We start from the raw sequence: 19,616 nt of genomic DNA on the forward strand, positions 1-19,616 counted from the left end.
ATCCTGATATCCGTTAAAGCCTACTTTAAGATACGAAAAAAGGAGCAGAAAACTGTTGTTTTCCACTCCTTTTTTTAGCCCATTCTAAAAGGGGACTTTTTCAGTGCCCTCGGATTAGTTCCTTGGCATTTCTATTACGATGAATCTTTTGATGTCGCTGCTGTTAAGGATCAGGATAGTTTAAGGGTGCTAGATAGTAACCTAAAAGTCCTCCAAACGATAGCCATCAAAGATCGATCGGTAGAAGACATCCTGTTCAATTACCTACAGTCAAAATATCCAAATGATGATATCGGACTTTCCCATGCCGATTTTTTTGCTTCACCTATGATGTCCTCGGGAAATAAAGCCCCCTATTGGAAAGCAAACAAAGTAGATGATCATTTTGAATTGGCATTCAAAGAAGATGATGGCTACAAAACTTTCGCACGTGTAGAAGCTCAAGAAGCTGAATTCATTGGAGACCAACTGAAACTAAAGGATAAAAAAGGGAATACGCTGAGCTTTAAAATGGATTGGTCTAGTATGGCATTTCCTATTCCGAAGCAATTAAAAGAACAATTCAAGCTATCAGAAATAAAATAATTGAAAAAAAAATATACAATTGCACAATAACTGGATATTTACATCGTTATGTATATAAAGAAAAGGTTATTTCTATTTTTACTTTTAGTGATGAGCTTTAAGAAAGAAAAAAAGATAACTTTTTAGAGAAAGAGGTTGGCTAGAATTAGTCAACCTCTTTTGATTTTGTCTTGTTCTCAGATTTTTTTATTCTTTGACTACCTTCCAAAGGCAAAATAGGTCGATAAAGGATGTTCTTTTCCTTTCATCCAATCCGATACCATTTCCATTCCGGTAACCGAAAAGGTAATCCCGTTTCCGCCAAATCCCAGCACGAAATAGGAATTCTTAAATTTAGGATGCTCCCCAATGTAAGGAAGGCCATCTTTGGTCGAACCAAAAGTTCCGGCCCAACGAAAATCCGGATAGAATTCCCTGCCCACAAAAATCTTCTTAAACGACTTGTATAGTTTATCCGATTTCTTTTCGATCAGCTCATCCCGTTTGATCGGGTCATGAAATTCCTCATCCTCTCCCCCTATTAAAAAACGGTCGTCATCCGTGGTCCGCATGTACAGATAGGGATCGGAAGTATTCCAGATCAACAGGTCTTTATAGGCTTTATTTAAGGTATGGTCTACTTCGGAAACGATCGCATAGGTGCTTAAAAGATCCACAAACTTTTCAGGAATCATAGTCGCACTTTCAAAACCCACACAATAGATGATCTTCTTGGCTTTGATATGGCAACCTGTTTCCATCTCCGCCAGTTCAAAGCCTCTTTTGGAAGTTACTTTTATTAATTCATTATTATCATAAACCCGTAGGCCTTCCTTCACATTATACTGCAATAATTCATGCGCCAGATAAAAGGCATCCACACTTCCCCCTAGATCGGAAAGGATTCCTCCATGGCATTGGAAAATTTCATATTGTTTGTTAATCTCTTCTTCTTCCAACCATTTAACCTTAAAACCGGCCTCCTTGCGGGCTTCAAATTCCTTTTTCAATCCTTGTACATCGGCCTTTCGGCTGGCATAGTACAAGGATTTCTTTCGTTTAAACCCGGCTTTGGAATTTATCTTTTTAGCAATCTCCTGCAGGTTCAGAATCGATTCTCCACAGGCTTTATAACATTCCTGCGCAGCTTCTTCACCAATCATCCCTTTCAATTCAAAAAGGGGAACATCGATTTCGTATTGTAACATGGAAGTGGTTGCTGAAGAGCTTCCATTAACAATTTCCCGTTTATCGATGACCACCGTATCATAACCATCGGCTATACATTGATGGGCGATGAGACTACCGGTAATTCCCGATCCAACTACCAATACATCACAGCTGATATCTTCCCTTAGGGAAGGATAGGATTGCAACAATCCATTTTTTATTAACCAAAAAGGTTCATTCGATTTTAAATCCATAAAAAAATGCCTATTCTGTATGGAATAAGCATTTTTTTGTTAAAATGTTTGACCTACTATGCATTTTCTACCTGTCCGCCTCCCAATTTTTCATGCAACATGGCCTCATCCAATCCTTTCTCGTATTTGGCAACCACCAACGTAGCTGCGGCATTGCCTATGATATTCGTTAATGCCCTAGCCTCGCTCATAAAACGATCAATCCCCAAGATCAATCCTACCGCTTCCACAGGAACATGGCCAACCACCGGCAAGGTGGCAGCCAAGGTGACAAATCCACTTCCCGTTACGCCTGCCGCCCCTTTCGAAGTGAGCAAAAGCACCAATAAAAGCGTAATTTCCTGTTCTAAGGTTAAATGCATGTTCAGCGCTTGGGATATAAATACGGCCGCCATGGTCAGATAGATACAGGTTCCATCCAGATTGAAAGAATAACCCGTAGGTATTACTAATCCCACTATCGGTTTGGAACAACCCGCATCCTCTAATTTCTGCATCAGCCCTGGAAGTGCCGATTCGGAGGAAGATGTACCTAATACGATCAATAATTCCTCTTTGATGTACTTCAATAGTTGAAAAACATTCACCTTGACATAGAAATACAATACCGCGCCGATAACAAATACAATAAAGACAATACAGGTGAGATAAAAACTGATCATCAACATACCTAAGGAAGAAAGGGCCTCTACCCCATATTTACCTATCGTAAAACCGATGGCGCCCATGGCTCCGATCGGTGCCAGGTACATGATCATTTTGATGACTGCAAAGATTCCTTTCAGAAAAGACTGCAGCACGTTCAGTACAGGCTCTGCATTTTTCTCCCCGATCTTAGTCAAGCCAATACCAAACAAGACCGCAAAAACCAGGACCTGCAAGAGGTTATCGGATGCCACAGCAGCAATAACATTATGGGGGATGATGCTGATGATAAAGTCCATTATGGTCTTATGTTCCTCCGATTGCTTTACATAGGAGGATACTGCGGCAGGGTCTAGACTTGCCGGATCAATGTTCATCCCCGTTCCTGGTTGGATCCAATTGACAAATACCAATCCTATGATCAGGGCGATGGTGGTCATCACCTCAAAATAGATCAAGGAACTAAGGCCTATCTTCCCAACCTTCTTGATATCCTGCATGCCGGCAATCCCGATTACAATGGAACTGAAAATCAATGGCGCAATAACCATTTTGATGAGCTTGATAAAGCCATCACCAAGAGGTTTCAGTTTGACCGCAAAATCAGGGTAAAATATACCGCAGAGAATACCGATTACAATTCCAAGGATGACCTGAACATAGAGGCTGGAGAATATTTTCTTCATAGATGATACGATATAGGTTTAAGACCAAAGGTTAAGTATACCCTCAGTATAGAACGTAAATGTATCAAATAAATTGAATTATCTTCTTTCTAAAAATTTATTTAGGGATTCGCCCAGTAATTTTTCCCAACCCGATTCGAACTTATCCTGCGAAAAATTCTCTCCCGCATCTTTAAAATTCTCCAAACCTTCATGGGTCAGGTGCAAGGTGGTTGCGCCGCGACGAGGGATTAAACGCCAGGTAATAATGGAAGTGCCTTCACTCTGTTTTGGATGTCGCCAAGTGAACTTAAAAATCTCCGGAGCCTTGGTCTCGATGACCTGGCATTGGTGTAGCTGTTGGCCACCCGTATTGCTTTTGTAAAACTCAAATTCTGCCCCTTCTTCCGTGCTGAAGTTTGGGATTTCGAAAAACCAATCTTTCATGGTCTGTTTGTCCGTCAATGCTTTCCATAACTTCTCTGCAGAAATAGGGTAAGTACGTTCAATGTGAATGGTTTCTGCGCGCATTTTGCCTCCTTTGAGCTTATTTGTAGTGTTGTTTAAATATAAACAATAAATTAACGCAAAGGTGTTAAGTATATATTAAATTTCATGAAAAGCTCCGTATCTTTGTTCGTGATGAATGTAAATAATTTATTAGAACGTGCACTGAATTTCGACTTCTTAACCAAGGAAGAAGGAATCTTTCTATATCATGAAGCAGCAACAGCAGACTTGATGTTTGTTGCCAATGAGCTTCGCAAAATTCAGGTGCCCCATGGCAAGGTGACCTGGCAGATCGACCGGAATGTTAATACCACCAATGTGTGTATTGCCAACTGTAAATTCTGTAATTTCTTCCGCCGTCCAGGCCATGAAGAAAGCTATATTACGGATATCGAAACCTATAAGCAAAAGATTGAGGAAACCTTCCGTTTTGGTGGTGATCAATTGCTGTTACAGGGTGGACATCATCCGGATTTGGGTCTTTCCTTCTATGCTAATCTGTTCAAGCAATTGAAGGAGCTATACCCTACCTTAAAGTTACACTCCCTAGGCCCACCTGAAATAGCGCATATCGCTAAATTAGAAGGCATGAGCCATATTGAAGTACTCACTGCCCTCAAAGAATCCGGATTGGATTCCCTACCGGGTGCTGGTGCTGAAATCTTGAACGACCGTGTCCGTCGATTGATCTCGAAGGGCAAATGTGGTGGTCAAGAATGGCTGGATGTGATGCGTGCTGCACATAAGATCAACCTACCTACATCAGCAACCATGATGTTTGGACATATAGAAACCATTGAGGAACGTTTTGAGCACCTGGTTTGGATCCGTGAGGTTCAGAGCGAAAAACCAGCTGATCATTACGGTTTTATAGCCTTTATTCCTTGGCCATTCCAAGATGATGGAACCCTATTAAAACGCCTGAGAGGGATTACGAATGATGTGACACCGGATGAATACATCCGTATGATTGCTTTGAGCCGGATCATGCTTCCGAATGTGAAGAACATTCAGGCTTCTTGGTTGACGGTCGGAAAACAGACCGCCCAAATCTGTCTGCAGGCCGGTGCGAATGATTTTGGTTCCATTATGATCGAGGAAAACGTGGTTTCGGCTGCTGGTGCACCACACCGTTTCACCTCCAAATCCATTCAGGATGCGATCATCGAGGCAGGTTTTGAGCCGCAGTTGCGTACGCAGACCTATCAATTCAGGGAAATACCATCCCAAATGGAAGAACAGGTCATCGATTATTAATTGTTACACAGTTTGATTAGGTTTTGAAGGATATACTATTAAATATAGAAGCGATTATTTTCGCTTCGGCAGAAGGCATCAGTCAGAAGGATTTAAGGGAGGTTTTGCAGGAAGCTTTGGCTATTGAAATTTCCAAGACCGAATTGGCGGAAATGATCGGTAGGCTGAAAGAGAAGTATGCATCGGAGGATCAAGCGCTGTTATTGGCCAACATCAATGATCAATTGCAGTTTTTGACCAAACCGGTCTACCACGATGCGATCAACCAATTGCAGCTGCATAAGGAGAAAAGGAAATTGAGCCAGGCGGCTTTGGAAACCTTGGCTATTATTGCTTATCGCCAGCCTATTACAAAACTAGAGGTGGAACAGATCCGGGGCGTGAATTGCGATTACTCCATCCAACGTTTATTGGACAAAGGATTGATACAAATTGCGGGGAAAGCCGACAGTATTGGTAAGCCAATCTTATATGCCACTAGTGGACAATTTATGAATCATTTTGGCCTCAACAGCGTAAAAGACCTACCGCAACTGAAAGATATTGTGGCTGAGGAAAATAGCATCGGAGAAATCGTTGAATAAATTCTTGCATATTTGCTTTTTTTTTCATGTTAAAATAATTTTAAAAAAATATTTTTCAAATGGATTTTCTTCTATAATTTTACGTTAATAAAGTAAGTATCATAATAAAGAACATGGCTACAATGCAAGAAATGGAAACAGAATTAACGGTTGATGAAAGAGTAATGAATTTCAACGGTCCTGATGATGATTCGGATGATATCTATGATGATGACGATGATTTCGGATTGGATGATATCGACTCTATCGGCGGGTTTGATGACATGGATGATGACGATGATGATTTTTAATTAAAATGATGATCCGAGTTATTCGGATGTATACATGTAAAGAATTAGCAACGCTTGGTCTAACCCCAAGCGTTTTTTTATGGCCAAAAAAAACGCCTGAAGATTACTCTTCAGACGTTATTGTTTAGCTGCAATTATTAATTATTTATCGTCTTTACTCAAGGAGAATGGAAGGTCTGCTTTCGTAACTCCACGTTTTTTATTGGGTTCTGCACCCATATCAAAAACCAGGTTAGCGCCTTTTACCAACTCGCTGTGGTTCAGGTAATTTTTCGTGTAGTTCTTGCCATTCCATTTTAATTGTTGGATATACCTGTTCGCATCGGAATTGTTCTTGGTTTCGAGCACCACCTTTTTACCATTGCTCAATTTAAGGGTTACCTTGTCAAAGATTGGAGATCCAAGGACATATTCATCGGTCGCAGGTGTTACTGGATAGAATCCAATAGCTGAGAATACATACCAAGCGGATGTCTGCCCATTATCTTCATCGCCACAGTAACCATCGGGGTTTGGTGAATACATTCTGTTCATTGTTTCACGCAGCCAATACTGTGCTTTCCAAGGAGCACCAACATGATTGTACAGGTAGATCATATGTTGGATCGGCTGGTTTCCATGCGCATATTGTCCCATATTGGCGATCTGCATTTCACGGATCTCATGGATCGGAAAACCATAATAACTATCATCAAATACCGGTGGTAAGGAGAATACGGAATCCAGTTTGATTTCCATTGCTTGGTGTCCACCCATCAAATTGGCTAATCCTTCGATATCCTGGAATACCGACCAGCTGTAATGCCAGCTGTTTCCTTCGGTAAATGCATCCCCCCATTTGAATGGGTTGAATGGGGTTGACCAGGAACCATCCTTATTTTTTCCACGCATCAATCCCGTAGCTGGATCGTACAATTTCTCGTAATTGTAAGCACGTTTTTTATAGAATGATTGATCCTCTTTGGATTTATCCAATGATTTTGCCAATTGGTAGATCGCAAAATCATCATAGGAATATTCCAAACTTCTTGCGGCGTTCTCATTGATCTTTACATCATAAGGCACATAGCCGAGTTCATTATAATATTCCGCACCTGCCCTACCTACTGCCGTAATAGGTCCAGCGTTATTGGCGCCCTTTTTTACCGCTTCGTAGAGCACTTCAATATCTTTTGACCGCACGCCCTTCATCCAGGCATCAGCCACTACAGAAGCAGAATTATTGCCCACCATGATGTTCCTATAGCCAGGGCTTGCCCACTCCGGCAACCATCCGCCCTCGCGGTAAGCATTTGCCAATCCTTCCTGCATCTTTTCATTGATCTCTGGATACATTAAGTTCAGGAATGGGAACAAACACCTGAAGGTGTCCCAAAAACCTGTATCGGTAAACATATAGCCCGGAAGGACCTGACCGTTGTATGGTGAATAATGCATCACCTGTCCTTGCGCATTGATCTCGTAGAACATTCTTGGGAACAACAAGGAACGGTATAGGCTGGAATAAAAGGTACGCATCTGATCGATGGTTCCACCTTCAACCTCGATCTTACTCAATTCCTTGTTCCAGATATCCTCCCCTTTTTTAACCTGTTCGTCGAACGTTACGCCGTCCAATTCTTTCAGGTTTAGGAGGGCTTGTTCTGGACTGATAAAAGAAGAAGCTACTTTAACATGAACTTTCTCGCCCGCATTGGCCGTTTGGAATCCTACTAAGGCACCCACATGGTTGGCTTGGATCTTCAAGCGTCCATCAACAAGCGCTGAATCTGCAAAGGTAGCTAGGTTGGCAAATGGACGATCGAACTCCAGTACATAGTAATTTTTGAAATTCTTAGGTACTCCGCCGCTGTTTCGGGTGGTATAGCCTATTATCTTCTGTTCCTGAGGAAGTACCTCTACATAAGACCCTTTGTCGAAAGCGTCTATTAAAACATAGGCCTCGTTGGTTTTAGGAAAGGTAAAACGAAAATAGGAAGCTCTTTCGGTAGGTGTAACTTCTACCTTGGTATCATAATCGGCTAAGTATACCGAATAATAATGCGGTTTAGCGGTTTCTGCCTTATGGGAAAAATAGCTGGCTCTCTTATCCTGGTCGAAGGTTTTGTTGCCCACCATCGCCATAATAGAAAATTGCCCGTAATCATTCATCCAAGGTGATGGTTGATGGGTCTGTTTGATACCTCTAATCTTTTCCGCTGTATAGGTGTACATCCATCCATCGCCCATTTTTCCCGTTTGAGGGCTCCAGAAATTCATTCCCCAAGGGAGTGCAATGGCTGGATAGGTATTCCCGCTGGATAGGAAATAGGTTGATTGTGTACCGACTAGCGTACTTACCATATCGATCGGACGATCTATCTTCCCTACCTTCTGTGCGAAGCTGGAGCAAATACTTCCGCCGATCAAAAGTAATGTGGTTAAAAATCTTAAGTTCATAGTCTGTTTTAAAATAGGTTATTTTCTTTTCATAAAAATAACAAAAAAAACTACAAAACCTAATGCTAAAAGTATTTAGCTATACATTTTAAGCGCTATTTTACCGTATTGTTCAGGGCTATCAAAAAATAAATGTGCGGCAGAAACCTCTTCAAATGGGAAAACTTGGGTTACGGCAGGTACTAATTTACGCGATTCAATGAATGGTAAGATTTTGTTTTTTATTTCTAATGTTAGGTTTATTTTAAAATTCAGGTCTCTGCTTCGCAGGGTTGATCCCGAAATCCATATCCTCTTCTGCATCATCTTGAGCAGGTTCAGTTCTACTTTTGCACCTTGTACGGCATTGATGTGGATCAGTCTTCCATCGGGTTCCAATAGTTGGATATGCTTATTGAAATAAGTTCCGCCTATGCTATCAAGGATCAAATTGATCTTTTTATCTTTTAATACTTCTTCAAAATCTTCTTCTTGGTAGTTAATGACATTGTCTGCACCTAGCTGCTTTGCAAATTCGGCTTTTTCAGCAGAACCAACGGTAGTATAGACGGTCGCACCGAACAGTTTAGCCAATTGAATAGCCATGGAACCAATGCCACCTGATCCCCCATGGATCAACACTTTATCTCCTTCCTTTAAGTTGCCGCGTTGAAAGAGGTTGTGCCAAACCGTGAATAAGGTCTCCGGAAAACAAGCGGCCTCCTCAAAACTGATGCTTTTTGGTTTTGGGATACAAAGTTCAGCAGCCACGCAGACCTCCGTTGCATATCCTCCACCAGCTAATAAAGCGAATACCTCATTGCCTACCGACAAGCCCTGTACATCTTTACCCAGACTTTTTATTATCCCGGAAACTTCTAAGCCTGGAATATCATTAGATACCCCTTGAGGAGCTGGATAATTCCCTTTCCTTTGGAAAACATCGGGTCTGTTGATCCCTGCAGCCTTTACACGTAAAAGCACTTCATTTGCTGCGGGCTGTGGATCTTCCTGGGTTTCTATTCTCAATACTTCGGGTCCACCGTATTCGGTGATAATCGCTGCTTGCATTATTTTTTATTTGGATAACTCTGTAGACGCATGTTCAAGGTGAGCATAAAATATCTCCCCAAACGATTGTTTCTGGATTCGAACACATCGTTTCCTACATATTCGGTGATAATGCCTACGTTCTTGTTCTGATCCAACATATCAAAACATTGAAACCGGAGCATTGCCATATTGTTCTTTAAAAAGTTATATTCTACATAGGCATTGATGATCGTTGGATTAACATCGGATATTTCAGAAACATAGCCTTTGTAGAATTTTTGGGACATCTCCGTTCCAACCATAAATTTATCATTGATATAGCCCCTTCCGCCAAGACTCAACAGGAAGGAATGGGCAGCAATCTTGTTCTTGTATGGGAGCTCATAGGTGGCTCTGTTCAAGAAATAATTGCTATTGAATACTGATTCGAAATATTGGTTCCAGTTGTACCTCAGGATCAGGTTCTGGTTGTACAATAATTGCCTGGTGGTGCTTTTCAATTCGTTTACAAAGGATAGATTATTCAGGTAATCGATATTTCCCGAAATATCCATTTGAAAATTATCGTTCAGGAACGGGGTATTGAAATAGTAATTCCATTTTACATCATAATAACCATCTGTATTTTCGTATGTCGTTTCCTGAACAGTTTCGTTCGACAGGGACTTCTTCGAACTGACGATCTTATTATTAATAAAGGTATAAGCAAAATTAGTTTCGAAATATTGTCCTTTGTTGGTGACAAACTTCTTGAGAGAGGTTGAAAAACGATTGTAGAATTCGGCTTTCAGGGATGGATTTCCGACGATGATATTCCTGGAATTGGAGTTATCCCGTACTGGCGAGATATGAAGGAAATTCGGTTGGATATTTTTTCCCAAGTAATTCAGTTCCATTTCAAAATTCTTGGAAAATCGATACCGGAGATTAGTCGTAGGAACCAGGTTGACATTGCTATATTCATGGGTAATCGTATCCCCCTCAATCTTTCCGGATAAGGATACCGGTTGAACAGAAAAGCCCATATTGACGCGGAATCGTTCATTCGGCTCATACTGATAGTTTAAACCCGTTTTATAACTCTTGAATTGATAGGCATAATCGATACCCAGGGAGTCTACCCATCCCCCGCCATCGCCGATGGGATTCCGTACGGCTCGTCTTGCCTCGATATTGGTCACATCAATATCGTATAATACCTCTAAAAGACTATGGTCAAAAAATGGCTCCACATAGGAAACAGAGCCTTTCATTGAGCTGGTATTGTTGCGGGAATCAACCAATTGCTTCTGTTCAAAGAAATTGATAACAGGTTCAATGCCTGTAGAATCGTAGATTACATAATCTTCCCTGATGTTTTCATCTTTATCTAAGGATTGGTAGGATATCCTTCCATCTGCCACTAATTTCCGTTTGCTCTTCTTAAAATATTTCGAATAGAGCATGGAGAATTCCGCATTGGGATTCGTGGTGGTAGAGGTATCATTATAACTTCCGCGCTCCCTGATCCGGTAATTGCTCAGATTGGAGGACTTAAGGTTATAGTTATAGGAACGATTGAAGGATAGTTTAGGGACAATCTTTAAAATATCCTGGTTTTTTAGGGTAGAATTTATTTCCAGCTGTACCCTATGGAAATTATCATCCATTTTTCGTTCAAAATCTTCCTTTTTATTGATCTTATAGCCATAATAGGAGGAGGTCAGCAAAGAATTACCCTCGGTAATGTTCTGTCTGTTCTGGTAAGTATATCCCCCAGATAAGGAGATGTACTTATTAAGGTTCTGGGAGAAGGTGATACCAATGGAGGACAACTTGTTCAATCCATCGGATTGATCGGAAAAATCTCCCACATCCCCCAATCCGGAAGATCTGCCTCCTGCCCCATCTGGGCTACCGAAAGTAAACAGACTGGTATTGGTGTTATTGACCGATGTGACCACCGAAATTTCCTGGCCATCGTTGAATTTATTGACTCCGACACTACCGATATACCTTTCGCTGGTTCCACCGCCTAAGGTTGCTTGTCCGAAAGTGATCTTCTTTTTATTATCTTCCAGTACGATATTGATGATCTTTTCAGGTTCTGAGTTCTTGATCCCTTTTTCTTGAGAAACATCCCCATAGTCATCGATAACCTCCAGATGCTTCACAAAATCGGCAGGGAGGTTCTTCGTGGCCATCAATAGGTTACCATCAAAGAACTTCCTTCCATCGACCTGTACCGATGTGATCATTCGACCATTGAAATAAGTGGTACCATCCCTTAATACCTGAAAGCCAGGGATTATTTTCAATGCATCTTCCAACATCGCTTTTTCAGGCACACTAAAAGCTCGCATATTAAATTGGATGGTATCTCCGCGATTTATAACTGGAATGACTTTTAGGATCCTAACTTCATCGATCAGGTTTAATTGTGGAAACATGCTGATTTTGGGGGCATAGATCTGATCTACAAACTTCTTGAAAACATAACTGCGGTTTACAATCTGCAAACCAAACATACTGTAAGAAATATTAACTACTTTTCCGTTTATCCCCTTGAGTTGATAGAATCCATTGTTGTCAGTAACGGTCTTAAGCGTATCCTGTTCACCCACAAGGCGGATATTGACCCCTTTTAAGCCTAAGCCGGAAGTATCTACGACCAATCCTTCTATGCTGCGATGGTTTTCTTGGGCATACGCCTTCAGAAAGACTGTCGAGAACAGCAGAATGGCCATCGTTATAGAAAGGATTATTCGCACAGATATTAAACTATAATGTTTCCTTATTTCAATAAATAATACTTCAAACTCAATTTACCATTAAAACGTTTAAACTTAAAATAATTGTATAAAAAAACGGGCTAAAAATTACTTTTAGCCCGTTTTTCTTTATTTTTTACGCGGAGATTATTCGCCGTCGAATGTTACTTTAACTAAATGACGATCAATTTCCCAACGACCGGTACCTTCTTCGCCGATTACATCGAACAATTCAAGGATACGACGTGCAATGTATTCTTCTTCTACCTGCTCTTCTAAGAACCATTGGATAAAGTTGAATGTTACGAAATCTTTTGCTTTGAAACATTTGTCAGCAATTTTGTTAAACTGCTCTGTTACGAACATTTCTTGCTCTAATGTTTGTTCAAATACACCTCTGAAAGATTCGAAATCAACAGGAACGTTGGTTACTTCTGGAGAGATGGAACGACCACCACGTGCAGATATATAATTGAAAATCTTCAACATATGCTCACGTTCTTCATTGGATTGTTTAGAGAAGAATGCTGCTGCATTATCTAATCCTTGATCATCACACCAAGCAGACATGGATAAGTACAATGCAGATGCATGTGCTTCAATCTTAACCTGTGCGTTCAATATGTTCTCGATCTCTTCGGAGATGGATGTTTTTAATTTTAATAGATCTTTCATTTTAATATATTTTAAGTTCTGAAGGATACATTCCCTCTAACTGACATATCAAAGATACGGCTATTTAAAAAAATTTATCGAAAAAATCTGCTATACAAATTCAGTCTAAATTAAACGTTTAAATGGCTAATTTATTTAGAATCAGTATAATTACAAAGAATGAGAATGGAATGACAAAGAATAGTATTTCGATGACAAACTTACCAGGCTAATACCGCTTTTTGTTGAAGACAAGCTTTGATTTCACTATTCAATTCGATCATAAACTTAGCTCCTGCCAAGAGCTCTTGAAGTTTAAGTACATCCTCCACAGCCAGAATAAAAATCCTTTCCGAGCGAAAAGGCATAATAATTTCAAAATCAAAAGATCTGGAAGAATTGTTTAGCATGGCTTCCACATCAATACTATCTATTGTTTTTTTGAACTGGAAAAAGTCTCGCACTTTAAATGGCGTAGCCTCCCCCTGGAAATCCAACCAATAACAATTCTTTCTACTACACTGATATACTGCACCTTGCGCTGTCTGAAAAATCTCCTCGAAACTGGCTACTGGACAAATCATCTGCTTTTTCCTTTAATTTGGAACAAATCTAAATATTATTAAGAATTAATCCAAATTGTGTTGGAGTATTTAGTATAAAGTAGTTAGTATTTAGACCTATGGCAGGAAAGTATTTAGTAGTTAGTAGTTAGTAGTGAGTATTTAGTAGTGAGTATTTAGTAGTTAGTATTTAGACCTATGGCAGGAAAGTATTTAGTAGTTAGTAGTGAGTATTTAGTAGTGAGTATTTAGTAGTGAATATTTAGTAGTGAATATTTAGTATTAAGACCTATGTTGCAAAATCTTGGTAGAAAATATTAGCCGCCATACAAAGTCTAACTACTAAATACTAACTACTAAATACTAAAAAAAAAGCCCTCTACCGAGGGCTTTTTCCTTAAAATTCTTCTTCTTCGTTCAGTAATTCTTTATGATTACTGGTTGCCGTTCTTGTTTTGGTTTTATGTTTATTTATTTGACGCCTGATGGATTCAATGGCAATATCTGTTGCTTCTTCAAAACTCTTAGCCTGTGCTTTGGCAAAAAGTTGGTTGCCAGGTACATTAAATTTTAGCTCGACGACCTTATTGGCTTCGTCATCCACATTTTCTAATCTGAGGTAGCAAACCCCTTCAATGATGTTGTCTAAAAATTGATTCAATTTCTCAGACCTCTTCTTAATGAACTCGATTAGTTTACTGTCAGCATTAAACTTAATTGATTGCACTGTAATGTTCATTTTTCCTCCTTTTTTTAAGCTTTTGGATGTGCTTGTTTATAAATTGATTTCAATCGCTCGGCTGAATTATGCGTATATACTTGTGTTGCAGTTAATCCAGCGTGGCCCAATAATTCTTTAATTGCGTTCAAATCAGCGCCGTTATCTAAAAGGGCAGTTGCAAAAGTATGTCTCAATACGTGAGGACTCCTTTTTTTCTGCGAAGTAATCATACTCAGATACTTTTTTACGATCTGGTAAATCATCTTTGCATATGCAGGCTTCCCTTCTTTGCTAACGATCAATTCTTCCGAAATGTTTTGGAATTGCTGTGCTTTTTTTTGTTGCAGGTATTTTTCTAACTCCCCAACCAAGGTTTTGTGTATCGGAACAAAACGCTCTTTGCTCCTTTTTCCGAATATAAGTATTTTTTTATTATAAAGATCAATATCCGACTCCTTTATTTTTAACAATTCCGCCAACCGAATCCCTGTCCCAAAAAGCAATTCCAGGACAATGAAATCTCTGCGGCTTTCAAAATCCTCCGCTTCCTGATCCAATTGCTCCAATAATTTCACCATCTTCTCCTTCTCCACCACTACCGGCAATCGCTTGGCAGTTTTCATGGCCTTGATCAAGGCCATCGGGTTCTTGGCGATCAGCTCCTCGCGAACCAAAAATTTATAATAGGATTTGATCGAGGAGATGGCCCTGTTCACAGAGCTTGGCTCTTTCCCCTGCTCCCGCAAGGTCGAGAAATAATATCGGAGAAACTTGTAGTCCACTTCCTCAAAAGGCATGTTCTCGGATTCCAGGAATTTCAACAGGTTTTCCACTTCCATCTCATAAGCTGTGATGGTATGGGCAGAATACCGCTTTTCAAACTTCAGGAAATTAATAAATCTATCCTTATACATGTCCTAATCCTTATATGGTAATATTAACGATAATTATTGGAAAAAATAATGACCACAAACATTTTTGATGGTGATATGACAACAAAAAAGCAGGTTTAACCTTTCGATTAAACCTGCCTTATTATATTTTAAAAAATGGTTTTAAATAAAACCGGTAGATGTAGAATTATAATTTACTGTTTACATCAATAGCATTCAATTCTTCAAACGCCTGTGTTAAACGAGTAACGAATGCTTCCTCACCCTTACGCAACCATACGCGTGGATCATAATATTTTTTGTTAGGCGAGTCAGAACCTTCAGGATTTCCGATTTGGCCTTGAAGGTAAGCATGGTTCTTTTCTTCATAAGCACGAACACCATCCCAGAAAGCCCATTGCATATCGGTATCAATGTTCATTTTAATCGCACCATAAGAGATCGCTTCCTTGATTTCTTCCGGACTTGAACCAGAACCACCATGGAATACAAAGTTAACCGGTTTTTCCGCTGTTAAATTGAATTTCTCACGGATATATTCTTGGGAATTATGTAGAATAATAGGTTGCAATTTCACATTACCTGGTTTATATACGCCATGTACATTTCCAAAAGCAGCAGCAACCGTAAATTTATCCGAAACTTCAGATAGCTCTTTATAAGCATAAGCTACTTCTTCAGGTTGGGTATAAAGTTTAGAGCTGTCCACATCAGAGTTGTCCACACCATCTTCTTCACCACCTGTTACACCCAATTCAATCTCTACCGTCATACCAAGAGGCTTCATGCGCTCTAAATATTTTTTAGAGATTTCGATATTCTCCTCGATTGGCTCTTCAGATAAATCCAACATGTGCGAAGAGAATAAAGGTTTACCATGTTGAGCATAGAATTTCTCGCCAGCATCCAATAATCCGTCGATCCAAGGAAGTAATTTTTTAGCAGCATGGTCGGTATGTAACATTACTGCAACCCCATAATGCTCTGCCAACAAATGAACGTGTTGAGCTGCAGATACTGCACCTAAAATACAAGCCTGCAAACCATCATTGTTCAATGATTTTCCAGCATAGAATTGTGCACCACCATTTGATAATTGAATAATTACAGGAGAGTTCACTTTCTTAGCAGTCTCCATAACAGCATTGATCGAATCCGTTCCGATGACATTTACAGCTGGCAATGCAAAGTTATGTTGCTTCGCAATTTCAAATAATTCTTGTACTTGATCTCCAGTTAAAACACCTTTGAAATCTTTTAGGCTCATAGTTTTTCTATCTTAGTTTCTTTAATAAAATAAAGATAAAGTTTTTTTTAGATTCAAAGAAATATAGTGTATAAAATACACTATTAAAATATGCCGTAAAATTCCCTATACACGAAACTTCTTTTGAGATAAATTAATATCTTTAGCTTTCAATATTCACATGGAAACAATTTAAATATGCTACAAGTTTACGGAATCAAGAATTGCAATACAGTTAAAAAAGCTTTAGACTGGTTGAATGAAAACCAAATTGCTTATGAATTCCATGATTATAAAAAAGAACCTGCAACAGAGGCCCAATTGCTGAAGTGGGAGAAGGAATTGGGCTGGGAAAGTTTAGTGAACAAAAAAGGAACGACTTGGCGTAAGCTAAGTCCGGAAGAACAAGCCCAAGTAACCGATGCCAAAAGTGCGAACCAAGTGCTATTGGCCAATAATTCCATGATCAAAAGACCATTGATAGAAACCAAAAAAGGACTTCTTCTCGGATTCAATGAAGAAGAGTACCACAATAAACTTAAATAATTTATGAGAAAGAACATGCTAATTCCATTTGCTGCTGCCTTATTATTAGCCACAACAGCAAATGCCCAAACCCAGGCACCGCAAGCGACAAAGGTTGAATCAAAATATGATTATAAAGCGGCTTTCAACCCTGTTTTTTATAACAATACCGGTTCGGTTTATCGTTCAGCTTCTGGCAAGCCAGGACATCAATATTGGCAAAATGCAGCAAATTATGATATCAAGGTTAGCCTGAATGATCAAACACATGAGGTAAAAGGAAATGTAAAAATTTCCTATACCAATAACAGTCCGGACCAAATGGATTTTATCTGGTTGCAATTGGAGCAGAACCTATTCAATCCAGAGTCTATTGGTCAAGCGGTAGTTCCATTGAGCAATAGCCGATATGGAAGCTCTGGAAATGAGTTTCAAGGTGGGTATAAGATCAGTAATGTAAAAGAGCATTCCGGAAATGAAGTTAAATACAGCATCATCGATACCCGCATGCGCATCGAACTTCCAAAGACTTTGGCTGCGAATGGTGGAAAAGTAGAGTTTAGTATGGACTTCTCTTATATCGTTCCGGCAGAAGGTGCTGATCGTACTGGGATCCTGAAAACATCCAACGGTGATATTTACGCCATTGCCCAATGGTATCCAAAAGTAACCGTTTACGATGATGTGAATGGATGGAACAACCTTCCATACACCGGACCAGGCGAGTTCTACCTGGAATATGGGGATTTCAATGTGGAGATCACCGCACCAGCCAACCATATCGTGGTGATGGGTGGAGAACTATTGAATCCGCAGGAAGTATGGACCAAAGAGCAGTTGGAGCGATTAAATAAAGCGAAAAACAGCGATAAAACCGTTTTGATCCGTTCTGAAAGCGAAGTTACGAATCCGAATTCTAGGCCACAAAAATCAACATTGACCTGGAAATATAGATTGAACAACACCCGTGATGTTGCTTGGGCATCTTCCAAGGCTTTTATTATAGACGCGGCACAAATCAACTTACCTAGTGGAAAGAAATCCTTGGCCATGTCTGCCTATCCGAAGGAAAGTAATGGTGGAAATGCTTGGGAAAGATCTACGGAATATACCAAAGCATCTATCGAATATTATTCCAAGAAATGGATGGAATACCCTTATCCGGTAGCTATTAATGTGGCTTCCAATGTTGGGGGTATGGAATATCCAGCGATTGTTTTCTGTGGCAGCCGCGCTAGAGGCAGTAGCCTTTGGGGCGTGACGGATCATGAATTTGGACACATCTGGTTTCCTATGATCGTAGGATCGAACGAGCGTTTGTATGCGTGGATGGACGAAGGGTTCAATACCTTTATCAACGATCTATCTACTGAAGTGTTTAATAAAGGAGAGTACCATAGACCAAGAGGCAATAGAAATGCGATGACCCGGATGATCATGAATCCAGGTCTTGAGCCCGTGATGACAACCCCTCAGGGTATGAAAGAACGTAATATTGGTATATTGGCCTACTATAAACCTGGATATGCGATGCGTATTTTGAGAGATGAGGTGATCGGGCCAGAACGCTTTGATGCAGCTTTTCGTAAATATGTTGACTATTGGGCATATAAACACCCTACACCAGAGGATTTCTTCCGAGTGATCGAAAATGAAACCGGAGAAAACCTGAACTGGTTCTGGAGAAGCTGGATATTGAACAATTGGCAATTGGATCAAGCGATCGACAAAGTAGAATATGTGGATTCAGATCCGGCTAAAGGAGCCTTTATTTCCATCAGTAATCTGGAGAAAATGCCAATGCCTGTTGTTATTGAAGCCACTACAGAATCTGGAAAGAAAGTTCGCCATAAACTTCCTGTACAAGTTTGGGAAAACAACAGCACTTGGAGATTTAGGATGAATACTACAGAGAAGCTTTCCAGCGTTAAAATAGACCCAGACAATGTTTACCCGGATATTAGACCGGAAAATAATGTGTGGAACACAAAATAAAAATGAGAACTATAAAAGAAATACTATTGATGGTCATCCTGCTATTTGCTGGGATGACCTTAAGTTTTGCCCAGGATATCAAAGGAATTGTCATTGATTTAAAAAGTGATAAAAGGATTTCTGATGTGCAGATCAAGAACATACGGACGAATAAGGAAACCAAATCGGATGCGCAGGGAAATTTTACGATCCCTGGTCAGAAATACGATTATTTAAGCTTAACCCTTCGTGGATATGATCGCGATACGGCTTTTATTTATCAGGAATTGGGAGATATTTCGAGGATATATATGGTTCCGGATAATTCGACCATTGTGATCGATGAGGTGGTCGTAACGAAGATTACGGATAGTCGGATTGCAAGGGAAATCGAACGAGCAAAAAACAATAGTAAGGCGGTGGAAACGAGTCAAACCAGAGGTGGGTTAAGGGTTTCACCATCGAGGTTATTTGGAAAAGAGGCGAAACAGGCAAGAAATGCGATTAAGATATTGGAATTGGAGCAGGAACAGCGTGCGGTGGACAGGAAGTTTACTAATGAGTTGATTTTGAGTTTGGTACCTTTGAGTGCAACGGAACTTCCTCTTTTTAAGACTAAGTATAGGCCAACTTATGAATTTGTGAGGAATGCGGTTAAAGAGGATCTAACAGCGTATATACTGGTTTCTTACGCAGAATTCAAAAAAGGAACGAAATAGGAAATTTTATTTTTTGTTATCCACCTCTCCGTCATCGTAAGTTTGTAGGGAAGTTATAGGAATTAAAGAGACAGAATATAATTTTGTATTTCATTTAGGATACAGCGAGAGAGGGAGTAAGATTTTTAATCGTCATTGGTCCTTGAGAGACCCTTCGCAAT

18 protein-coding genes are annotated in these 19,616 nt (G+C 39.9%); 7 read left to right on the forward strand and 11 right to left on the reverse strand.

The window, feature by feature from the left end; all coding sequences use genetic code 11:
• Positions 1-186: 186 nt before the first annotated feature.
• Positions 187-585, forward strand: a complete 399-nt coding sequence (locus tag VJ786_RS15435; RefSeq protein WP_336558007.1) for a hypothetical protein — start codon at positions 187-189, stop codon at positions 583-585.
• Positions 586-782: 197 nt separating this feature from the next.
• On the opposite strand, the gene VJ786_RS15440 is transcribed toward VJ786_RS15435, so the two are convergent.
• The 3 genes from VJ786_RS15440 to VJ786_RS15450 all read right to left on the reverse strand — a co-directional run bounded on the left by VJ786_RS15440 (position 783) and on the right by VJ786_RS15450 (position 3,829).
• Positions 783-1,988 (reverse strand): NAD(P)/FAD-dependent oxidoreductase, encoded by a 1,206-nt coding sequence (locus tag VJ786_RS15440; protein ID WP_099367644.1) that lies wholly within the window; start codon positions 1,986-1,988, stop codon positions 783-785.
• A 56-nt stretch (positions 1,989-2,044) separates the two neighbouring features.
• On the reverse strand, positions 2,045-3,319 hold the full coding sequence (gene dctA / locus VJ786_RS15445) for a C4-dicarboxylate transporter DctA (RefSeq protein ID WP_099367645.1): 1,275 nt from the start codon (positions 3,317-3,319) through the stop codon (positions 2,045-2,047).
• A 78-nt stretch (positions 3,320-3,397) separates the two neighbouring features.
• Positions 3,398-3,829 (reverse strand): SRPBCC family protein, encoded by a 432-nt coding sequence (locus tag VJ786_RS15450; protein WP_099367646.1) that lies wholly within the window; start codon positions 3,827-3,829, stop codon positions 3,398-3,400.
• A 111-nt stretch (positions 3,830-3,940) separates the two neighbouring features.
• Here VJ786_RS15450 and VJ786_RS15455 point away from each other — a divergent pair, with 111 nt between their 5' ends.
• The 3 genes from VJ786_RS15455 to VJ786_RS15465 all read left to right on the forward strand — a co-directional run bounded on the left by VJ786_RS15455 (position 3,941) and on the right by VJ786_RS15465 (position 5,939).
• Positions 3,941-5,065, forward strand: coding sequence for a CofH family radical SAM protein (locus tag VJ786_RS15455; RefSeq protein ID WP_099367651.1), 1,125 nt, complete (start codon positions 3,941-3,943; stop codon positions 5,063-5,065).
• A gap of 23 nt (positions 5,066-5,088) precedes the next feature.
• On the forward strand, positions 5,089-5,649 hold the full coding sequence (gene scpB, locus VJ786_RS15460; protein ID WP_099367647.1) for an SMC-Scp complex subunit ScpB: 561 nt from the start codon (positions 5,089-5,091) through the stop codon (positions 5,647-5,649).
• A gap of 113 nt (positions 5,650-5,762) precedes the next feature.
• Complete coding sequence (locus tag VJ786_RS15465) at positions 5,763-5,939, forward strand: hypothetical protein (protein WP_167554305.1); 177 nt, start codon at positions 5,763-5,765, stop codon at positions 5,937-5,939.
• A 141-nt stretch (positions 5,940-6,080) separates the two neighbouring features.
• Here the strand turns inward: VJ786_RS15465 and VJ786_RS15470 are convergent, their stop codons facing one another.
• The 8 genes from VJ786_RS15470 to fbaA all read right to left on the reverse strand — a co-directional run bounded on the left by VJ786_RS15470 (position 6,081) and on the right by fbaA (position 16,258).
• Positions 6,081-8,378, reverse strand: a complete 2,298-nt coding sequence (locus tag VJ786_RS15470) for a GH92 family glycosyl hydrolase (RefSeq protein WP_099367648.1) — start codon at positions 8,376-8,378, stop codon at positions 6,081-6,083.
• A 75-nt stretch (positions 8,379-8,453) separates the two neighbouring features.
• The gene (locus VJ786_RS15475; RefSeq protein WP_099367649.1) at positions 8,454-9,428 is read right to left on the reverse strand and encodes an NAD(P)H-quinone oxidoreductase; all 975 of its coding nucleotides are present in this window, start codon (positions 9,426-9,428) and stop codon (positions 8,454-8,456) included.
• A complete protein-coding gene (locus tag VJ786_RS15480; RefSeq protein WP_336558008.1) occupies positions 9,428-12,136 on the reverse strand; it encodes a TonB-dependent receptor in 2,709 nt (902 codons plus the stop codon). Before VJ786_RS15480 ends, VJ786_RS15475 begins: the two co-directional genes overlap by 1 nt.
• Positions 12,137-12,307: 171 nt before the next feature.
• Positions 12,308-12,835 carry a ferritin gene (locus VJ786_RS15485; protein WP_099367974.1) on the reverse strand — a complete coding sequence of 176 codons (528 nt, stop codon included), beginning with the start codon at positions 12,833-12,835 and terminating at the stop codon, positions 12,308-12,310.
• Between the two features lie 200 nt (positions 12,836-13,035).
• Complete coding sequence (locus VJ786_RS15490) at positions 13,036-13,398, reverse strand: DUF6686 family protein (protein ID WP_099367973.1); 363 nt, start codon at positions 13,396-13,398, stop codon at positions 13,036-13,038.
• A gap of 376 nt (positions 13,399-13,774) precedes the next feature.
• Positions 13,775-14,116 (reverse strand): ribosome hibernation-promoting factor, HPF/YfiA family, encoded by a 342-nt coding sequence (gene hpf / locus VJ786_RS15495; RefSeq protein ID WP_099367972.1) that lies wholly within the window; start codon positions 14,114-14,116, stop codon positions 13,775-13,777.
• Between the two features lie 14 nt (positions 14,117-14,130).
• A complete protein-coding gene (locus VJ786_RS15500) occupies positions 14,131-15,012 on the reverse strand; it encodes a tyrosine-type recombinase/integrase (protein WP_099367971.1) in 882 nt (293 codons plus the stop codon).
• Positions 15,013-15,178: 166 nt separating this feature from the next.
• Positions 15,179-16,258: a class II fructose-bisphosphate aldolase gene (fbaA, locus tag VJ786_RS15505; RefSeq protein ID WP_099367970.1), complete on the reverse strand. Its 1,080-nt coding sequence runs from the start codon at positions 16,256-16,258 to the stop codon at positions 15,179-15,181.
• 177 nt (positions 16,259-16,435) lie between these two features.
• On the opposite strand from fbaA, the gene VJ786_RS15510 reads away from it, so the two are divergent.
• The 3 genes from VJ786_RS15510 to VJ786_RS15520 are packed head-to-tail and all read left to right on the forward strand — an operon-like array spanning position 16,436 to position 19,455.
• Positions 16,436-16,783: an ArsC family reductase gene (locus VJ786_RS15510; RefSeq protein WP_336558009.1), complete on the forward strand. Its 348-nt coding sequence runs from the start codon at positions 16,436-16,438 to the stop codon at positions 16,781-16,783.
• A 15-nt stretch (positions 16,784-16,798) separates the two neighbouring features.
• Positions 16,799-18,757: a M1 family metallopeptidase gene (locus tag VJ786_RS15515; protein WP_336558010.1), complete on the forward strand. Its 1,959-nt coding sequence runs from the start codon at positions 16,799-16,801 to the stop codon at positions 18,755-18,757.
• Positions 18,758-18,759: 2 nt separating this feature from the next.
• The gene (locus VJ786_RS15520) at positions 18,760-19,455 is read left to right on the forward strand and encodes a hypothetical protein (RefSeq protein WP_099367968.1); all 696 of its coding nucleotides are present in this window, start codon (positions 18,760-18,762) and stop codon (positions 19,453-19,455) included.
• The last annotated feature ends 161 nt before the right edge of the window (positions 19,456-19,616 follow it).

The sequence above is a fragment of the Sphingobacterium tenebrionis genome (genome assembly GCF_037126265.1).
Taxonomy (GTDB): Bacteria; Bacteroidota; Bacteroidia; order Sphingobacteriales; family Sphingobacteriaceae; genus Sphingobacterium; species Sphingobacterium tenebrionis.